This is a genomic window from Streptomyces sp. NPDC088766 (assembly GCF_044750845.1).
Classification (GTDB): Bacteria; Actinomycetota; Actinomycetes; order Streptomycetales; family Streptomycetaceae; genus Streptomyces.
Genome location: NZ_JBIVKQ010000036.1, coordinates 12,762 through 29,061 on the forward strand (window position 1 = coordinate 12,762; position 16,300 = coordinate 29,061).

Consider the following 16,300-nt stretch of genomic DNA (forward strand, 5'->3'; position numbering starts at 1 on the left):
TCCCGCGCGGCCCTCCCGCCGGGATCAGCGGGTCGGCTCGCCGCGGCGCCGCTCGAGGTGGGCCCGCTCGGCCGGGCTGTCGGTGAGCGCGAGCGCGCGCTCGTACGCACGCGCCGCCTCGGGGGTGCGGCCCAGCCGGCGGAGCAGGTCGGCGCGGACCGCGTGCCACACGTGGTAGCCGTCGAGACCGAGCGCGTCCACGAGGTCGAGGGCCCGGCTCGGGCCCTCGACCTCGGCCACGGCGACCGCCCGGTTGAGGGCCACGACCGGGCTCGGGGCGACGGCCGTCAGCTGGTCGTACAGGCACAGGATCTGGCCCCAGTCGGTGGCCCCGGCGGTCGGTGCGTCACTGTGGACGGCCTGGATCGCGGCCTGGATCTGGTACGGGCCCGGCCGGTCGCGGCGCAGGCAGCGGCGGACCAGGTCCTGGCCCTCCGCGATCAGGTCGCGGTCCCAGCGCCCGCGGTCCTGCTCGGGCAGCGGCACCAGTTCCCCGTGCGCGCCGCGGCGGGCCGGCCGGCGCGACTCGACGAGCAGCATGAGTGCGAGCAGGCCCGACGCCTCGGGCTCGTCCGGCATGAGGCCGACGAGGAGCCGGCCGAGGCGTACCGCCTCGTCGCACAGGCCGGGCTCGCCCGTGTAGCCCTCGTTGAAGATGAGGTAGACGACGGCCAGGACGCCCTGGAGCCGGTCGGGCAGGTCGGCGTCGCGGGGCACCCGGTACGGGATCCGGGCGTCGCGGATCTTCCTCTTGGCGCGGACCAGCCTCTGAGCCATCGTCGGCTCGGGCACGAGGAAGGCGCGGGCGATCTGCCGGGTGCTCAGTCCGCCGAGGAGCCGCAGGGTGAGGGCGACCCGTGTCCGCGGTGCGAGCGCCGGGTGGCAGCAGGTGAAGATCAGCCGGAGCCGGTCGTCGTGCACGGGGCCCTCCTCGGCGGGCGGGGTGGACGCACGCAGCACGGCGGCCTCCGCGTGCCGGGCGTCCCGGGACGACTCGCGGCGCAGCCGGTCGATCGCCCGGTTGCGGGCGGTGGTGATGATCCAGCCGGCCGGGCTCGGCGGCACGCCGGTCTGCGGCCAGCGGCGCACGGCCGTGGTGAACGCGTCCTGCACCGCTTCCTCGGCGAGGTCGATGTCGCCGAGGAAGCGGACGAGGACGGCGACGGCACGGCCGTACTCCGCGCGGAACACGGCCTCGACGTCGAGGGGCATCAGGCCTCGCCCATGAAGGGGCGCACCTCGACGGGCAGGGTGGTGGCCCAGGTCGCGCGGCGGCCCCAGTGCAGGGCGGCGTCCAGGTCCGGGGCCCTGACGACGCAGATCCCGCCGAGGTGTTCCTTGCCCTCGGCGTACGGCCCGTCGGTGACCAGCACGTCGCCGCCCCCGGGCCGCAGCACGGTGGCCGTCTCCGGGCCGTGCAGTCCGCCGGCGAAGACCCAGGCGCCGGCCTCGCGCAGCTCCTGGTGGAAGGTCTCGAGGTTGCGGCCGATCCGCGCCATCTCCTCCCCCTCGGGGGGCTCTCCGCCGGTGGGGGTGATCACGCTGAGCAGGTAGTACTTCATGACGGCCTCCGTGACGTGGTCCATGGCACCGCCGTGCCGCGGTGCCCTTCACCTCCTACACGAACGGCACGCCCCCGGATCGACACCCCGCGCGCCGGCACGGGAAGAATCTGCTCCATGACCGCACCGCACCCGCTCGTCACCCGTGCCCGGCACCTCGCGGACACCCTCCTGGCCCCGCACGCCGAAGAGGTGGACCGGACGGAGGTCCCCGCCGGTCATCTCGCAAAGATCCGGCGCTCGGGCCTGCTCGGCCTGCACGCGCCCGAGGAGTACGGCGGTTCGGCCGCGCCCGCGTCGGTGGTGCGGGAGACGGCGGAGATCCTGGCCGGGGCGTGCTGCTCGACCTGGTTCGTGCAGACGCAGCACCACACGCCGGTCCTGACGCTCGCCAGGAGCGAGAACCCGGTGCGCGAACGGCTGCTGGGTCCCCTGGCCCGCGGCGAGCTGCTGTCGGGGGTCGCCTACGCCCATCTGCGGGCGCATCCGCGGATTCCGGTGCGGGTCACCCGGGACGGCGACGGCTGGCGCTTCGAGGGGCGGGTCCCCTGGTACACGGGGTGGGGGCTGAACGACGTGATGCTGCTGGCCGGTGTGACCGACGCCGACGAGGCGCTGTTCGCCTTCACCGAGGCGCGGGAGCAGCCGGGACTGCGGGCCTCGGCACCGATGCGGCTGACCGCGCTGACCGCGGCCCGCACGGTCTCCCTGGAGCTGGACGGGCTGCGGCTGCCGGAGGAGGCGGTGGCGCTGCGGACGCCGTTCGCGCGGTGGGCCGCCACGGACCGCCCCAAGACGGTGGCCGCCAACCCGGCGGTGTTCGGTGTGACGGAGGCGGCGCTCGCCCTGCTGGACGAGGGCACGGCGGCCGCCCTGCGCGCCCGCCTCGCCGAGGTCCGTGACCGGGCCTACGCCCTGGCCGACCACCCGGTGCCGCACGAACACCTGGAGGAGCGTCTGGCCGTCAGGATCCGGGCGTACGAGGTGCTGCACGCGGCCACGACGGCAGCGGTGGTGGCGGGTGGCGGCCGGTCCCTGTCGCTGACGAACCGTGCCCAGCGGCTGGCGCGGGAGGCCCTGTTCCTCATGGTCCAGGGCCAGACGCGGGAGTCCCGCGGGGCCCACCTCGACGCCTTGGCGGGCCGCTAGCGCCGTGACCGGTGGGGCGTGGACGCACGGAGACGGCCGGCGCCCACCCGGTGGGGTGGGCGCCGGCCGTCGCTCCCGTCTCAGTCCTCGTCACCTGTCTGGACCACGACGAGGAAGGCGTCCGACTTCAGGTCCATCACCACGGTGGCGGGCTCCCCCTCGGCCCGCCGCCTGGCCGCGGACTCCTCCGCCGGCCACGATCCGCGCGGGGCTCCCGCGGGGAAACGTTCCAACACCTTCGCGCCCATAGCGGCAGACACCTCCCGATTCGATACGAACACGTCCGTCACCTACGCCTGCCCGCTGCCGGCCGAAGCATGTTCAGGATGCATCCACCCGGGCGACATCCCGGCGGTCGCGATCGCGGTCCCGGTCGTGGTCGTCGTCACGGCCGAGCCGTCCCGGCCACCAGGCGCGGGCGCCGAGGTCGCGCACCAGGGCGGGCACCAGCAGCGAACGCACCACGAGCGTGTCGAGCAGCACGCCGAAGGCGACGATGAAGGCGATCTGCACGAGGAAGGCCAGCGGAATCACGCCGAGCGCGGCGAAGGTGGCGGCCAGCACCACCCCGGCGGAGGTGATGACACCGCCGGTGCTGATCACGCCTCGCAGCACGCCCTCGCGGACCCCGTGCCGCAGGGACTCCTCACGCACCCGGGACATGAGGAAGATGTTGTAGTCGACGCCCAGCGCCACGAGGAAGACGAACCCGTACAGCGGAACGGACGGATCCGTGCCGGTGAAGCCGAACACGTGCTCGAAGACGAGGCTGGAGACCCCCAGGGTGGCGAGGAAGTTCAGCCCCACGGTGGCCACCAGCAGGGCGGGCGTGAGCAGGGAGCGCAGCAGCACGGTCAGGATGACGAAGATGATGGCGAGGACCACCGGCACGATCAGGGTGCGGTCGCGCTCGGCGGTGCGCAGGGTGTCGTACTGCTGGGCCGTGTAGCCGCCCACCAGGGCGTCCGCGCCGGGGACGGCGTGCAGCGCGGTGCGCAGCCGCGCCACCGTGTCCTTGGCCGCGTCGCTGTCCGCCGCCGCCTTCAGGGTGACGTCGACGCGGGCCCGGCCGGCGACGACGAGCGCCTCCCCGCCGGGCGCTCCGGACGCGCTCACCGCCGCGGCCGAGGCCACGCCGTCGGTCGTACGGGAGGTCTCGACCACCTTCGTCAGCCGGTCGGCGTCGGCGATGACCACCACCGGGTTGCCCGCACCGCCGGGGAAGTGCCGGGCGAGCGTCTGCTGGGCCGCCACGGACGGGGCGTCGTTGACGAAGGTCTCGTCCAGCGGGACGCCCTTGGAGGTGAGGGTGGGCGCGAACGCCGCGCAGGCGAGCAGGCCGGCCAGCGACACCGCCCACACCTTGCGGGGGGCGCGGTCCACCAGGGCCGCGACCCGGTGCCAGATCCGGCCGCCGGCACCCTGGCCGTCGGCGGGCCGGGGCTTGGCGGGCCAGTAGGCGGTACGGCCGAGCAGCACCAGGACGGCGGGGAGGAACGTCAGCGTGCTCACCACGGCGGCGATGATGCCGATGGCCCCGACGGGCCCCAGGGCCCGGTTGTTGGTGAGGTCGCTGAGCAACAGGGCGAGCAGTCCGAGGGCGACGGTCGCGGCACTGGCCACCACGGTGCTCCAGGACCGGCCCAGCGCGGCCCGCATGGCCGCGAACCGGTCCGTGCGGGAGGCGAGTTCCTCGCGGTAGCGGGCGGTCAGGAGCAGGGCGTAGTCGGTGGCCGCGCCGATGACGAGGATCGACAGGATGCCCTGGACCTGTCCGTCCACGCGCACCACGTCGTGGTCGGCCAGCACGTAGACGACGGCGCAGGCGAGGCCGAGCGCGAGGACGGCGCCGACGATGATCACCAGGGGGAGCAGCACACTGCGGTAGACGAGCAGCAGGATCACCAGGACGGTCACCAGCGCGACGGCGAGGAGCAGCCCGTCGATGCCGGCGAACGCGTCGGAGAGGTCGGCCTGGGTCGCGGCCGGTCCGGCGAGCTGGACGGTGGTGCCGGGGACCCGCTCGGCCGCGGCGCGGATCCGCTCCAGGGCCGGGGCCAGCTCCTCCCCGAGGTCGGGACGCAGCGGCACCACGCCCTCCAGGGCCTTGCCGTCCTCGGAGAGCAGCGCGGGCGAGACCCGGCCCGCCACCCCGGGGGCGTCGGCGAGGGAGGCGAGGGCCTGGGCCGCGGCCTCGCGCCGGTCCGCCACCCGGGTGTCCCGGTCCGACGTCCACACGACGATGGCCGGCAGGGTCTCGTCCTGGCGGAAGGCGCGCTGGGCGCTGATGACCTCGGTCGATTCGGCGCTGCGCGGCAGGAAGGCGGCCTGGTCGTTCGTGGCGACCTCGCCCAGGCGCCCGGCGAACGGTCCGAGGACGCCGCCGAGGACGAGCCATACGGCGACGAGCAGGACCGGGACGAGCCGTCGGGCACGTCGAAGGGTGGTGGACATCGTTCTCCTGCTGCGAAGGGACAGATATCTCGATGACTAACAATCTCAATCATTGAGTCATCATGGACGAGGCGATCTTAGACTGCGTGCCTTCTTCTGCCCCCGCGGGGTCGGCGGATGCGCCGGATCGTGCCCCGTTCTCAGCGGCCGAGGGTGGCTATCCCCGAGAGTTCCTCGTTCATCGCCGCCAGGAAGCGCAGCACCACCGAGAGCTCCTCCTCGGTGAAACGGGACCGGGCGGCCCGCGTGGCCTCGGCCAGGGGCCGGAAATGGGCCCGCGCCGCGGACCGGGCGTCCGGCACGTAGTGCAGGTGCACCACTCTGCGGTCGGCGCTCTCGCGGACCCGCCGGACGTGACCGGCGCGCTCCAGCCGGTCGACGCACGCGGTGACGGCACCGGAGGTCAGCCCGAGGCGCTCGCGCAACCGCTTGGGGGTCATGGGCTCCTCGGCGTCGAGGATCGCCGCCAGCGCCTGGACGTCCGTGGCATGCAGCCCGTGGTCGCCCGCGAACCCGTGCACCAGCCGGTTGATCTCGCCGTTCATCCGCCGCAGCCGGACCGCGAAGGCGTACAGGTCGGTCGGTGGGGCGGGCGCGTCCGCGTCCCGTCCCCGTTCGTGCTGGTCCCGATCGTTCCCTGTGGCCACGCGATCAGCGTAGCCGCTGCCCGCGATCACCCGATCGTGCCCTTGGACCGCGTCGCGCATCCGCTGCCCGCCCCCGCGGGGAAAGGCATACCGAGTGGGGACGTCGACGCGAAGGACCGAGGACTCATGAGCGCACAGGGCCAAGGCCACGGCCAGGAACCTCTCCGCTGCCTGGTCACCGGCGCCACGGGCTACATCGGCGGCCGGCTCGTCCCGGAACTGCTGGCGGCCGGCCATCGGGTGCGCTGTCTGGCCCGCTCCCCCGAACGGCTGCGCGACCACCCCTGGGCCGGGGAGGTGGAGGTGGTGCGCGGAGACGTCACGGACGCCGCGTCGGTCGCGGCGGCGATGCGGGACATCGACGTCGCCTACTACCTGGTGCACGCCCTGGGCTCGGGCCGGGACTTCGAGGAGACCGACCGGCGGGCGGCACGGATCTTCGGTGAGGGGGCCCGCGGCGCCGGGGTGCGCCGCATCGTCTACCTCGGGGGCCTCACCCCGGCCGGTGTCCCCGAGCGGGAGCTGTCGCCGCACCTGCGCTCGCGCGCCGAGGTCGGCCGCATCCTGCTGGACTCGGGTGTGCCGACCACGGTGCTGCGGGCGGCCGTGGTCATCGGCTCGGGCTCGGTCTCCTTCGAGATGCTCCGCTACCTCACCGAGCGCCTGCCCGTCATGATCACGCCGAGCTGGGTGCGCACCAGGATCCAGCCCGTCGCCGTCCGGGACGTGCTGCGCGCCCTGGTCGGCAGCGCCCGGATGCCCGAGGACGTCAACCGGGCCTTCGACATCGGCGGGCCGGAGGTGCTGACGTACCGGGAGATGATGATCCGCTACGCCGCGGTGGCGGGTCTGCCGCGCCGGATCATCGTCCCGGTGCCCGTGCTCACCCCCCGGCTCTCCAGCCACTGGGTGGGGCTCGTGACGCCCGTGCCCGCCTCCATCGCGCGGCCGCTCACCGAGTCGCTGCGCCACGAGGTGGTGTGCCGGGAGCACGACATCGCCCGGTACGTGCCGGACCCGCCCGGACATCCGGTGGGCTTCGACGAGGCGGTACGGCTGGCGCTGCGGCGGGTCCGCGACGCGGAGGTCGTCACCCGCTGGTCCTCCGCCTCCCTGCCCGGCGCTCCCAGCGACCCGCTGCCGACCGACCCGGACTGGGCGGGCGGCAGCCTGTACACCGACTGCCGGGAGGTGCCCGTGCACGCCTCCCGGGAGTCGCTGTGGCGGGTGATCGAGGGCGTGGGCGGCGACAACGGCTGGTACTCCTTCCCGCTGGCCTGGGCGGTGCGCGGATGGCTGGACCGGCTGGTCGGCGGGGTGGGACTGCGCCGGGGCCGGCGTGACGCGGCGCGTCTGCGGGTCGGCGACTCGCTGGACTTCTGGCGGGTCGAGGAGATCGAGCCCGGACGCCTGCTCCGGCTGCGGGCCGAGATGCGGCTGCCCGGTCTGGCCTGGCTGGAGATGTCCGTGGAGACCGACGAGACGGGCGGCACCCGCTACCGCCAGCGTGCCCTGTTCCATCCGCACGGGCTGCTCGGCCAGGCCTACTGGTGGAGCGTCTCCCCCTTCCACGCGGTGGTGTTCGGCGGCATGGCCCGCAACATCGCCCGGGCCGCGGCGGCCGAGGTTCCCGGCCGGACGTCCGCCGCATGAGCGCGCATCCGCCGGACGCCTCACCGCGGAAGCACCCGGTGGCCCCTCACCCCCGTCGGAAGTGAACGTCATGAACGTCTCCGTCGTCCTGTTCACCTCCGATCTGCGGCTGCACGACCATCCGCCGCTGCGGGCGGCTCTGGAAGGGGCCCGGGAGGTGGTCCCGCTGTTCGTGCGCGACCGGGCCGTCGACGCCGCCGGGTTCGCCGCGCCCAACCGGCTGGCCTTCCTCTCCGACTGTCTGCGGGATCTGGACGCGGGGCTGCGCGAACGGGGCGGACGGCTCGTGCTCCGGTCGGGGGACGTCGTCGAGGAGGTGTGCCGGGTCGCCGGCGAGGCGGGCGCCGACGAGGTCCATCTGGCGGCCGACGTCAGCCGGTACGCGCAGCACCGCGAGGAGCGGCTGCGGCACGCCCTGGAAGCGAGGGGTGTACGGCTGCACGTGCACGACGCCGTGACGGCCGCCGTCGCGCCGGGGGCGGTGACACCGGCCGGGTCGGACCGCTTCGCCGTGTTCACGCCGTACTTCCGGCGCTGGTCGCAGGAGGGGCTGCGGGAGGTGCTCGACGCGCCCCGCGCCGTCACCGTCCCGGACGGGGTGGGCTCGGAGGAGCTCCCGGCGCACGCGGGCGTGTCCGAGGGGCTGGCGGCGGGCGGCGAGCGCGAGGGACGGGCACGGCTGGCGGCCTGGCTGCGCCACGGGATCACCGCGTACGAGGACCGGCACGACGACCTGGCCGGCGACGCCACCTCCCGGCTGTCGCCCCATCTGCACTTCGGCACCCTCTCCCCCGTGGAACTGGTGCGCCGGTCCCGTGCGGCGGGCGGCGCGGGCGCCGAGGCGTTCGTACGGCAGGTCGCCTGGCGCGACTTCCACCGTCAGGTGCTGGCGGCCCGTCCGGCGGCCGCCGTCGCCGACTACCGGCCCCGGCACGACGACTGGCGCACCGAGCGGACCGCCCACGACGACATCGCGGCGTGGCGGGAGGGCCGTACCGGCTACCCGATCGTGGACGCGGCGATGCGGCAGCTGCGCCACGAGGGCTGGATGCACAACCGGGGCCGGCTGCTGACGGCGAGTTTCCTCACCAAGACGCTGTACGTCGACTGGAGGATCGGCGCGCGCCACTTCCTGGAACTGCTCGTCGACGGGGACATGGCGAACAACCAGCTCAACTGGCAGTGGGTCGCGGGCACCGGCACCGACAGCCGCCCCAACCGGGTCCTCAACCCGGTCACCCAGGCCAAGCGGTACGACCCGGACGGGGCGTACGTGCGGCGCTGGGTACCGGAACTGGCGGGGATCGAGGGCGCGGCGGTGCACGAGCCGTGGAAGCTGCGCGGCCCGGACCGGGCGGTGGGCGGCTACCCCGACCCGGTGGTCGAGCTGTCCGAGGGGCTGGCCCGCTTCCGGCGGGCGCGCGGGCTCGACTGAGGTGCGGGCGGTGCCGGTGGACGGACGGCGGGGCGGGGCGGCGCGGGGCGGGGCGGCGCGGGGCGGCGTAGGGCGTCGCGGCGCGGGAGCGCCGCCGTGTGCGCGGCCCGCTGGTCACGGCGGCGCCGGCTTCCGTGGCCGTCCGTCTCCCGCCCGTGGGCGCGGATCCGCTCACCACGTGCGGCCCGCGTCCAGCAGCCGGTCGCGGACGCGGGTGACGTCCGGGTTCTCCACCGCTCCGGGCCGCTGGACGAGGAAGGCCGTGTTGATCGGCGGGTCCTCCGGCTCGTGCAGGGCGACGAGGGCGCCCGAGGCCAGCTCGTCGAGGCAGAGATAGCGCGGCAGGACGGTGAAACCCGCGCCCGCGACGACCGCGGCGAGCACACCGCGCAGGTCGGGCACGGTCACGGCGGCGGAACCGGACAGCCGCCGGCCGAAGACGTGCCGCCAGTAGCGGCGGGCGATCGGCAGGTCCTGCGCGTAGGTGACCAGCGGGACCGGGTGCAGGGCCGCCGGCAGTTCGGCGGCCGGCCGGTCCCCGAGGCGTCCGGCCCAGGCGGGCGCGGCGACCAGGACGAACTCCTCGTCCATGAAGGGCGTCGAGGTCAGGGTGCGGCCGCGCGGGCGGGTCGTGGCGATGACCAGGTCGTGCCGTCCGGCCCGCAGCTCGTCGAGCAGCGGCTCGGTCAGGCCCGGCGCCACGCGCAGCCGGAGGCCTTCGGCGGCCAGCGGCGCGAGTGCGGGCAGTACGCGCAGGCACAGCAGTTCCGCGGGACCGGCGAGGTGCACGGGATCGGCGCGCCCCGCCGTGGCCGGGCCGGGCCCGGCCACCGTGGCCAGCTCGTCGAGCGGCGCCGCGATCCGCGCGGCCAGCGCGTCGGCGACGGCGGTCGGGGCGACGCCGCGCGGAAGCCGCTCGAACAGCTCCCGTCCGGCCTGCCGTTCCAGGGTCCGCATCTGTGTCGTCACGGTCGGCTGCGAGAGTCCGAGCAGCTGGGCGGCGCCGGTGAACGACCCCGAGCGGTAGACCGCGAGGAAGGTCCGCAGCAGGTTCAGGTCCAGGTGATGGCTTGGGTCCACCGTGCGCAGTATTCCGTGTGGGCCATCGGGATTCCCATACCTGGCATTGGAATTCTCATTGGTTGCCTATGGCTTGACGGCCTAGGTTCGGGGCATCGACACACCGACGCTCCGCACCCGGAACGTCAGGAACGACCCTCGGAGAGACCACCATGGCAAAGATCCTTTTCGTGATGACCGGCGCGGACCACTGGACGCTCGCCGACGGCAGCCGGCACCCCACCGGCTTCTGGGCCGAGGAGGCCGTCGCCCCGTACGAGGCGTTCCGCGCGGCGGGCCACGAGGTGGTCGTCGCCACGCCGGGCGGTGTGGTGCCCCCGGTGGACAAGGGCAGCCTCGCCGCCGAGGCGAACGGCGGCCAGGAGCGGGCCGACCACGTCGCGGCCGGCCTCGCGGCGATGACCGAGCTGCAGCGTCCGGTGCGCCTGGAGGACGTGGACCTCGCCGACTACGCGGCCGTCTTCTACCCCGGCGGGCACGGCCCGATGGAGGACCTGGCCGTCGACGCCACCTCCGGCCGCATCCTCGCGACGGCCCTGGAGTCCGGTACGGCGCTCGGCGTGGTCTGCCACGGCCCGGCCGCCCTGCTGGCCGCCGTGCGGGAGGACGGCACCAACGCCTTCGCCGGCCGCCGTGTCGCCGCCTTCACCAACGACGAGGAGATGCAGGCCGGCCTCGGCGACAAGGCCAAGTGGCTCCTTCAGGACCGGCTGACCGAGGCGGGCGTCGACGTGCAGATCGGCGAGCCGTGGGCACCGCACGTGATCGTGGACGGCAACCTCGTCACCGGCCAGAACCCGGCCTCCTCGGCCCCGCTCGCCGCCGAGCTGCTGAAGAAGCTGGGCTGACCCCGCCGGCCGGCCGGCTCCGCGGGGCCCCGGACACCCCCTCCGGGTGCCCCGCACCAGCCGGATCCGGCCTGCCCCGCGACTCGCGGGCGGCTCTGCGCGCCCCGTGGGCCACGGGGCAGGAAGGCCCGCCGAGACGGGCGGGGCCGCCTCTTCCGGCACGGTCGCCGGCCCGCGGGACGCGCCGGACGCCCTCCGCCAGGACCGGGCGGGGAGGCCGCCCGGTCCAGCCGATCCGCAGCGGTCCTCACCTGCCCGACAGCAGGGTCAGGGCCTCCTTCAGCCCCGCCGGTCGCGGGAGCCCCCGCGCGGAGCGCCCCGCCCACCCGGGGCCGCCGAGCACCACCGTCGGCCCGCGCCGCGCGCCGCTGACGCCCCACCGCATGTCCGCGACCTGCCGGGCGAGTGCGGGGCTCGCCGTGGAGCGGGCCTGCGCCCACAGGACCACGGCGGCCGGGCCCAGACGGCTGACCGCCGCGGCGAGCGCCTCGGCCGGGACGGCCGCCCCGAACATGCGGGTGGCCGTGCCGCGTTCGAGCAGGGCCGCGTTGAGCGCCTCCAGCGGCAGGGTGTGCTGCTCCCCCGGCACGCACGCCAGCATCACGGGCCCGGCACCCTCCGTGCGCCGGTCCGCCGCGGGCGGACCGGTGACGCGGCGCAGGGTGGTCGAGACGTGCCAGGACAGCAGGTGCTCGACCTCCACGTACCGGTCGCCGGACGACGCCCACTTGCGTCCCACGGCGTGCAGGGCCGGCACCATCACCTCCTCCCAGGCGACGGGCAGCCCGTGCCGTTCGACGGCTTCGGCCAGCAGCTCCTCCACGGCGGGCGCGTCCAGCCGCACCGCGGCACGGGCCAGGCCCCGGCACTCCTGGCGGACGTCGGCGCCCAGGGGCAGCGCACCGGCCGCGCGGGAGCGTCCCGGCGGGGCCTCGGCCGTCCGGGGCGGCGTGTCGGCGCCCGCTCTCGCGGCCCTGGCCGCCTCCGCGGGCGGCACACCGGCCGACGTCAGCCGGCACATGGCCTCGACCACGGCCACGTCGTCCGGGCGCCAGCGGCGGTGCCGTCCGCCGTCGCGCTCCACCGGTCCGAGGCCGTAACGGCGGTCCCAGGAACGCAACGTGGTGGGTGCCACGCCCAGCCGACGGGCCAGTGTGCCGGTCGTCAGGCCGACGTCGTCGGGGTTCGGGGACTCTCGCATGAGCCGACGATACGACGCCGGAACGACGCGGGGTGCGGCGCACCCGCGGACGGGGACGGGGCGGGGCGGAAGCAGCTGCGACCGGGTCCGGGAGCGACAGGCGCCGAACTCTACACATAAATGGAAAATAAGCGCAGAATGGGATGGCGCGGCGCATACCGCACCACGCGGTCAGGCCAGCAAGTCGAAGGAGATGAGTCATGGCCAACGTCTCGCACTCCAGAGGCGACATATCGACTCACCCGGATGTTCCCGAGATGCGGACTCGGTACGACCGCATGCTCGGTGGTCGCGATGTGGCGCTCGTGGACGGACCGGTGTTCCTGCTCGGTCTGTACTGCGCCGTGTCCCCGTGGATACTCCACTACACCGTCAGCCAGCCCGCACTCGTGACGCACAACCTGATCGTCGGCATTGCGATCGGTCTGCTCGCGCTCGGGTTCACCGCGGCTCCGGCCCGTATGTACGGACTGAGCTGGGCCATGTGCGCGCTCGGCACATGGATGATCGTCGCCCCGTGGATCGTCGGCGACGGCCCGGACGCCGGTGTCATCGTCAACAACATCGTCATCGGGGCTCTGGCACTGGTCCTCGGGCTGGTGTGCGCCGGTACGGCGGCGAAGAGCGTCCCCCGCGCGTGACCCCGTGGCACGACAGGAGACAGGAAGGCGGTCCGGACGGGCCGCCTTCCGTCGTCCGCGCGGCCGGCAGCCGGGCAACGGCCGCATGTCAGCGGCGGCCGGCCTCCGCAGCGGCGTACGGCGGCGGCAGCAGGCCCGAGACGATCTCCGGTGGCCAGACGCCGTACGCCGGCAGCACCGGCTCCGGCGGCCCCGCCGGCGACCCGGTCCCCGTCGGCGTACCGGCCGGGACGGACGGCGCCGTGGGCTCCGGGACCCGCTCGACGAACGGCGGGAGGTCCTGGGCGCAGCGCGTGCCCGCCGGCGGCAGCGCACCGGTCAGGAAGTAGCGCACCACGTGCCGCCCCACGCAGGCGCTGGGGTTGTCCAGCGCGGTGTGCCCGTACCCGTCGAGCGTCAGCAGGCGCGCACGGCCCAGCTCCGCGGCCATCGCGCGGCCCGACCGGTACGGGGTCGAGGGGTCGTGGGTCGAGTTGACCACCAGTACCGGGTGGGCGGTCGGGCGGTCCCACGGACCGGTGTACGGCCGCGCCGCCCGGGCCGGCCACCCGGCGCACGGCTCGTTGGCCCAGGCCCACCAGCTGCCGAGCGCACCGGCCTCCGCCACCGCCCGTCGTTCCAGGGCGGGGTAGCGGTCCGGCGAGCGCGGGTTGGGGCTCTCCGCGCACAGCACCGCGACCGACTGCTCGAAGCCCGGGTACCGCGCCGGCCGCGCCACCGCGTCGCCGGGCTCGACGGGCGCCCGGCCGTTCCACAGCCCCTGGAGGGTGTCCGCGATCCCGGCCCAGCCGGGGTGCACGGTGTAGAGCCCGCCCCGCACCTCGCTCACCGTCCGCTCGTACGTCCACCCTCCGACCGGCCGCTTCGCCAGGCGTCGCAGCAGGGAGTGGTACCTGGCCCGGGTGGCCGCCGGGCTGCCCGCCGAGAACACGCATTCCGTCACGGGCGCCCGGCCGCAGTGGTCGAGGAACTGCTCCAGCGTGTCGGCCGAGCCCACGTGGGAGCCGAGCCGCAGGAAGGTGTTCAGCCCGGGCTCGCCGGTCGCGCCCCGGTTCACCCACGCCTGCGGGTCCACGTTCCCGTCGAGCACCAGGCGCCCGACCCGCTCGGGGAAGAGGTTCGCGTAGGTCGCGCCGAGCAGCGTGCCGTAGGAGATGCCCCAGTAGTTCAGCCGTTCCTGCCCCGTCGCACGGCGCAGCAGCTCCAGGTCGCGGGCGGTGTCGGCGGTGGAGATGTGGCGCAGCAGTTCCGGGTCGCGCCGCTCGCAGCGCCGCGCGAGGTCGGCGTACGCGGCGGTGAACGCGCGCTGTTCCCGCTCCCCCACCGGGAACGGGGGCACCTCGGCCTGCCAGGCGGCGGCCTCCCCGGCGGTGGCGAAGCAGCGCACGGCCGTGCTCTCGCCGACGCCTCGCGGGTCCCAGCTGACGATGTCGTAGCGGTCGCGCAGTTCGCGGGGGAACTTCTCGTACAGTTCCGGCAGTCCGACGGTGCCAGGACCGCCCGGACCGCCGGGGTTGAAGAACAGCGTGCCGGCCCGCCCGGCCGGTTCGGCGGCGCGGTGGCGGATGACGGCCAGCTCGATGGTGCGGCGCTCGGGGCGGGTGTGGTCGAGCGGCACGCCGGCCACCGCGCACTCGAACCCGGTCTGTGTCTCCCCCTCGCAGGGCTTCCACCGCAGGACGACCCCGACGTCACCGCCCGGGCCGCCCGCGGACGCCGGGCCGACCGCTGCGAGCAGCATCACCAACGTCCCGGCCGCCGCACCGGCGGCCCCTCTGAGCGGCATCCGTACGACGGTCCGTGGCATGGGCTGGCCCTTCCCTGGCGACTGACGGGAGCCGGGCCCTGCGACAGCGGCCCCGCCGCTATACCACCGGCGGCCCGGCCCACGGGCAACCGACACGCGTCCGAACGGGTGGTACGGCGTCGCGGTACGGGCGTCGAACGCACCGGCGGATCGGCGGCTCCGGGCCGAGCGCGCTGCCGGTGTGTTCCGGGCGCACGGCGAAGGTCCGCCGGACGGACGGCCCTACGGCGTGTACACGTACGGCGTCGTCGTGGTCAGGGGCGCGAAGCCGAGGCGCTGCAGGATGGGCCGGCTCTGGTCCGAGGCGTCGACCTGGAGGTAGCGGTAGCCGCGGTCGGCGGCGATGCGGGCGCGGTGGGCGACCAGGGCCCGGTAGATGCCGCGGCCGCGCCAGGCCTCGGAGGTGCCGCCGCCCCACAGACCGGCGAACCGTGTGCCGGGGACGAGTTCCATGCGGGCCGAGCTGACCGGTTCGTCGCCGGCGAGGACGACGAGGGCGACGACGTTGTCCGGGTCCGTGGCGAGGCGGTCCCGCATCAGGTCCCGCAACCGGTCGGCGCCCCTGCCGAACGCCCTCTCGTTCGCCTCGGCCATGAGGTCGACGCCCGCCCGGTCGGTGACGGGCACGATGCGGAGCCCCTCGGGCAGTTCGGCGCCGGCGAGCTGTTCGGCGGTCTCGCCGATCATCAGGGTCTCCTCCGGCTCGGGCACGAACCCGGCCGCCACGAGACGGCGCCCCAGGTCGGCGGGCCGGTCGTGCCCGTAGAGCTTCCACTCGAAGTCCCGGCCGAGTGCGCCGAAGTACGCGACCTGCCCGGCGATCGCCGCGTCCGCGTCCGCGGAGTCCAGGTCGGACCACACGACGCCGTTCCAGCCGTCTTCGGAGCCGACGTGGCGCACCACCCGCCCGACGCGTTCGACACGTGCGTCGGGGCTCTCGGGGAGCGCGCCTTCGCGCATGTCCCGGTCGTACAGGGCGAGTACCGCGGCGTTGTCCATGGTGGACACTCCAGCAGGGCACCCCGATGCGATCAACGGATTTACCGGGGGCCGGCGGTCCTGCCCCGGACGCCGGCAGACCCGCACGAGGACGAGGAGAGCCGCAGGTCGTGGTGAAGGACGACGAAGTCCCGCCGCCGCGCCGCCGCGTCGTGCTCGCCGAGGAGGCGTCGCGGGCCGGGGACGGGCCGTTCGGTTCGGTGCTGGTGGGGGCCGAGGGGGCCGTGCTCGCCGAGGACCACAACCGGGTGGCGTCCGGCGACCGCACCCGCCACCCCGAGTTCGAGCCGGCCCGCTGGTCCGCGGCACACCTGTCGCCCGGGGAACGGGCGGCGGCCACGGTGTACACGTCCGGCGAGCACCGCCCGACGTGCGCGGCCGCCCACTCCCGGATCGGCCTCGGCCGCATCGTGTACGCCGCCTCGTCCGCCCGGCTCACGACCTGGCTCTCCGGGTGGGGCGTGCCCGCCGCGCCCGTACGGGCCCTGCCGGTCCAGGAGATCGCCCCCGGCGTGCCGGTGGAGGGGCCGGTACCCGGGCCGGCGCGGGAGATGCGGGCGCCGCACCGGCGGTTCCACGGCGTGCGGGCGGAACCGGAGCGGCCGTAGGGCAGCGCGGGGCCCTACGGCCGCGCGGTGGCGGCCGGTCAGCGCTCCGCGCCGGGGCGGGACCGGCGGTGGAGGACCGCTCCGCCGAGGATCAGCGCCGCGGCGCCCACGAGAGCGGCGGCGACGAGAGCGGCGGCGACGGCGATCACACCGTTTCGGGTGGCCCGTCTCATGGGGTCCCTGCCTTCCAGACATGGTCGCGGGCGCTCGCCCGCC

16 protein-coding genes are annotated in these 16,300 nt (G+C 75.2%); 6 read left to right on the top strand and 10 right to left on the bottom strand.

Features of this window, described 5'->3' with window-relative positions; all coding sequences use genetic code 11:
* Positions 1-24 precede the first annotated feature (24 nt).
* Both ACIP5W_RS33105 and ACIP5W_RS33110 read right to left on the bottom strand, forming a co-directional pair.
* The gene (locus ACIP5W_RS33105) at positions 25-1,212 is read right to left on the bottom strand and encodes an RNA polymerase sigma factor (RefSeq protein WP_401481322.1); all 1,188 of its coding nucleotides are present in this window, start codon (positions 1,210-1,212) and stop codon (positions 25-27) included.
* Positions 1,212-1,562 carry a YciI family protein gene (locus ACIP5W_RS33110; RefSeq protein WP_401481399.1) on the bottom strand — a complete coding sequence of 117 codons (351 nt, stop codon included), beginning with the start codon at positions 1,560-1,562 and terminating at the stop codon, positions 1,212-1,214. The genes ACIP5W_RS33105 and ACIP5W_RS33110 overlap by 1 nt, the downstream gene beginning before the upstream one ends.
* Before the next feature lie 117 nt (positions 1,563-1,679).
* On the opposite strand from ACIP5W_RS33110, the gene ACIP5W_RS33115 reads away from it, so the two are divergent.
* Positions 1,680-2,711, top strand: a complete 1,032-nt coding sequence (locus tag ACIP5W_RS33115) for an acyl-CoA dehydrogenase family protein (RefSeq protein WP_401481324.1) — start codon at positions 1,680-1,682, stop codon at positions 2,709-2,711.
* Between the two features lie 80 nt (positions 2,712-2,791).
* Here the strand turns inward: ACIP5W_RS33115 and ACIP5W_RS33120 are convergent, their stop codons facing one another.
* The 3 genes from ACIP5W_RS33120 to ACIP5W_RS33130 form a co-directional block, all read right to left on the bottom strand.
* Positions 2,792-2,959, bottom strand: coding sequence for a hypothetical protein (locus ACIP5W_RS33120; RefSeq protein WP_401481326.1), 168 nt, complete (start codon positions 2,957-2,959; stop codon positions 2,792-2,794).
* Positions 2,960-3,032: 73 nt separating this feature from the next.
* The gene (locus tag ACIP5W_RS33125; protein WP_401481328.1) at positions 3,033-5,165 is read right to left on the bottom strand and encodes an MMPL family transporter; all 2,133 of its coding nucleotides are present in this window, start codon (positions 5,163-5,165) and stop codon (positions 3,033-3,035) included.
* A gap of 140 nt (positions 5,166-5,305) precedes the next feature.
* The gene (locus ACIP5W_RS33130; protein WP_401481330.1) at positions 5,306-5,812 is read right to left on the bottom strand and encodes a MarR family winged helix-turn-helix transcriptional regulator; all 507 of its coding nucleotides are present in this window, start codon (positions 5,810-5,812) and stop codon (positions 5,306-5,308) included.
* A gap of 126 nt (positions 5,813-5,938) precedes the next feature.
* Between ACIP5W_RS33130 and ACIP5W_RS33135 the strand changes: the two genes are divergently transcribed.
* A complete protein-coding gene (locus ACIP5W_RS33135; protein WP_401481332.1) occupies positions 5,939-7,465 on the top strand; it encodes an SDR family oxidoreductase in 1,527 nt (508 codons plus the stop codon).
* Between the two features lie 70 nt (positions 7,466-7,535).
* A complete protein-coding gene (locus ACIP5W_RS33140; RefSeq protein ID WP_401481334.1) occupies positions 7,536-8,900 on the top strand; it encodes a cryptochrome/photolyase family protein in 1,365 nt (454 codons plus the stop codon).
* Between the two features lie 171 nt (positions 8,901-9,071).
* On the opposite strand, the gene ACIP5W_RS33145 is transcribed toward ACIP5W_RS33140, so the two are convergent.
* Positions 9,072-9,980 (bottom strand): LysR family transcriptional regulator, encoded by a 909-nt coding sequence (locus tag ACIP5W_RS33145; RefSeq protein ID WP_401481336.1) that lies wholly within the window; start codon positions 9,978-9,980, stop codon positions 9,072-9,074.
* 152 nt (positions 9,981-10,132) lie between these two features.
* On the opposite strand from ACIP5W_RS33145, the gene ACIP5W_RS33150 reads away from it, so the two are divergent.
* The gene (locus ACIP5W_RS33150) at positions 10,133-10,828 is read left to right on the top strand and encodes a type 1 glutamine amidotransferase domain-containing protein (RefSeq protein WP_401481338.1); all 696 of its coding nucleotides are present in this window, start codon (positions 10,133-10,135) and stop codon (positions 10,826-10,828) included.
* 247 nt (positions 10,829-11,075) lie between these two features.
* Here the strand turns inward: ACIP5W_RS33150 and ACIP5W_RS33155 are convergent, their stop codons facing one another.
* A complete protein-coding gene (locus tag ACIP5W_RS33155) occupies positions 11,076-12,029 on the bottom strand; it encodes a MerR family transcriptional regulator (RefSeq protein ID WP_401481340.1) in 954 nt (317 codons plus the stop codon).
* A 200-nt stretch (positions 12,030-12,229) separates the two neighbouring features.
* Between ACIP5W_RS33155 and ACIP5W_RS33160 the strand changes: the two genes are divergently transcribed.
* Positions 12,230-12,670, top strand: a complete 441-nt coding sequence (locus tag ACIP5W_RS33160; RefSeq protein ID WP_401481342.1) for an SPW repeat protein — start codon at positions 12,230-12,232, stop codon at positions 12,668-12,670.
* 88 nt (positions 12,671-12,758) lie between these two features.
* On the opposite strand, the gene ACIP5W_RS33165 is transcribed toward ACIP5W_RS33160, so the two are convergent.
* Entirely contained in the window at positions 12,759-14,477 is a 1,719-nt protein-coding gene (locus tag ACIP5W_RS33165) for an alpha/beta fold hydrolase (RefSeq protein ID WP_401481343.1), read from the bottom strand.
* A 222-nt stretch (positions 14,478-14,699) separates the two neighbouring features.
* On the bottom strand, positions 14,700-15,476 hold the full coding sequence (locus ACIP5W_RS33170) for a GNAT family N-acetyltransferase (RefSeq protein WP_401481401.1): 777 nt from the start codon (positions 15,474-15,476) through the stop codon (positions 14,700-14,702).
* A 110-nt stretch (positions 15,477-15,586) separates the two neighbouring features.
* Between ACIP5W_RS33170 and ACIP5W_RS33175 the strand changes: the two genes are divergently transcribed.
* The gene (locus tag ACIP5W_RS33175; protein ID WP_401481345.1) at positions 15,587-16,084 is read left to right on the top strand and encodes a nucleoside deaminase; all 498 of its coding nucleotides are present in this window, start codon (positions 15,587-15,589) and stop codon (positions 16,082-16,084) included.
* A 38-nt stretch (positions 16,085-16,122) separates the two neighbouring features.
* Here the strand turns inward: ACIP5W_RS33175 and ACIP5W_RS33180 are convergent, their stop codons facing one another.
* Complete coding sequence (locus ACIP5W_RS33180) at positions 16,123-16,257, bottom strand: hypothetical protein (protein ID WP_401481347.1); 135 nt, start codon at positions 16,255-16,257, stop codon at positions 16,123-16,125.
* Positions 16,258-16,300 lie beyond the last annotated feature (43 nt).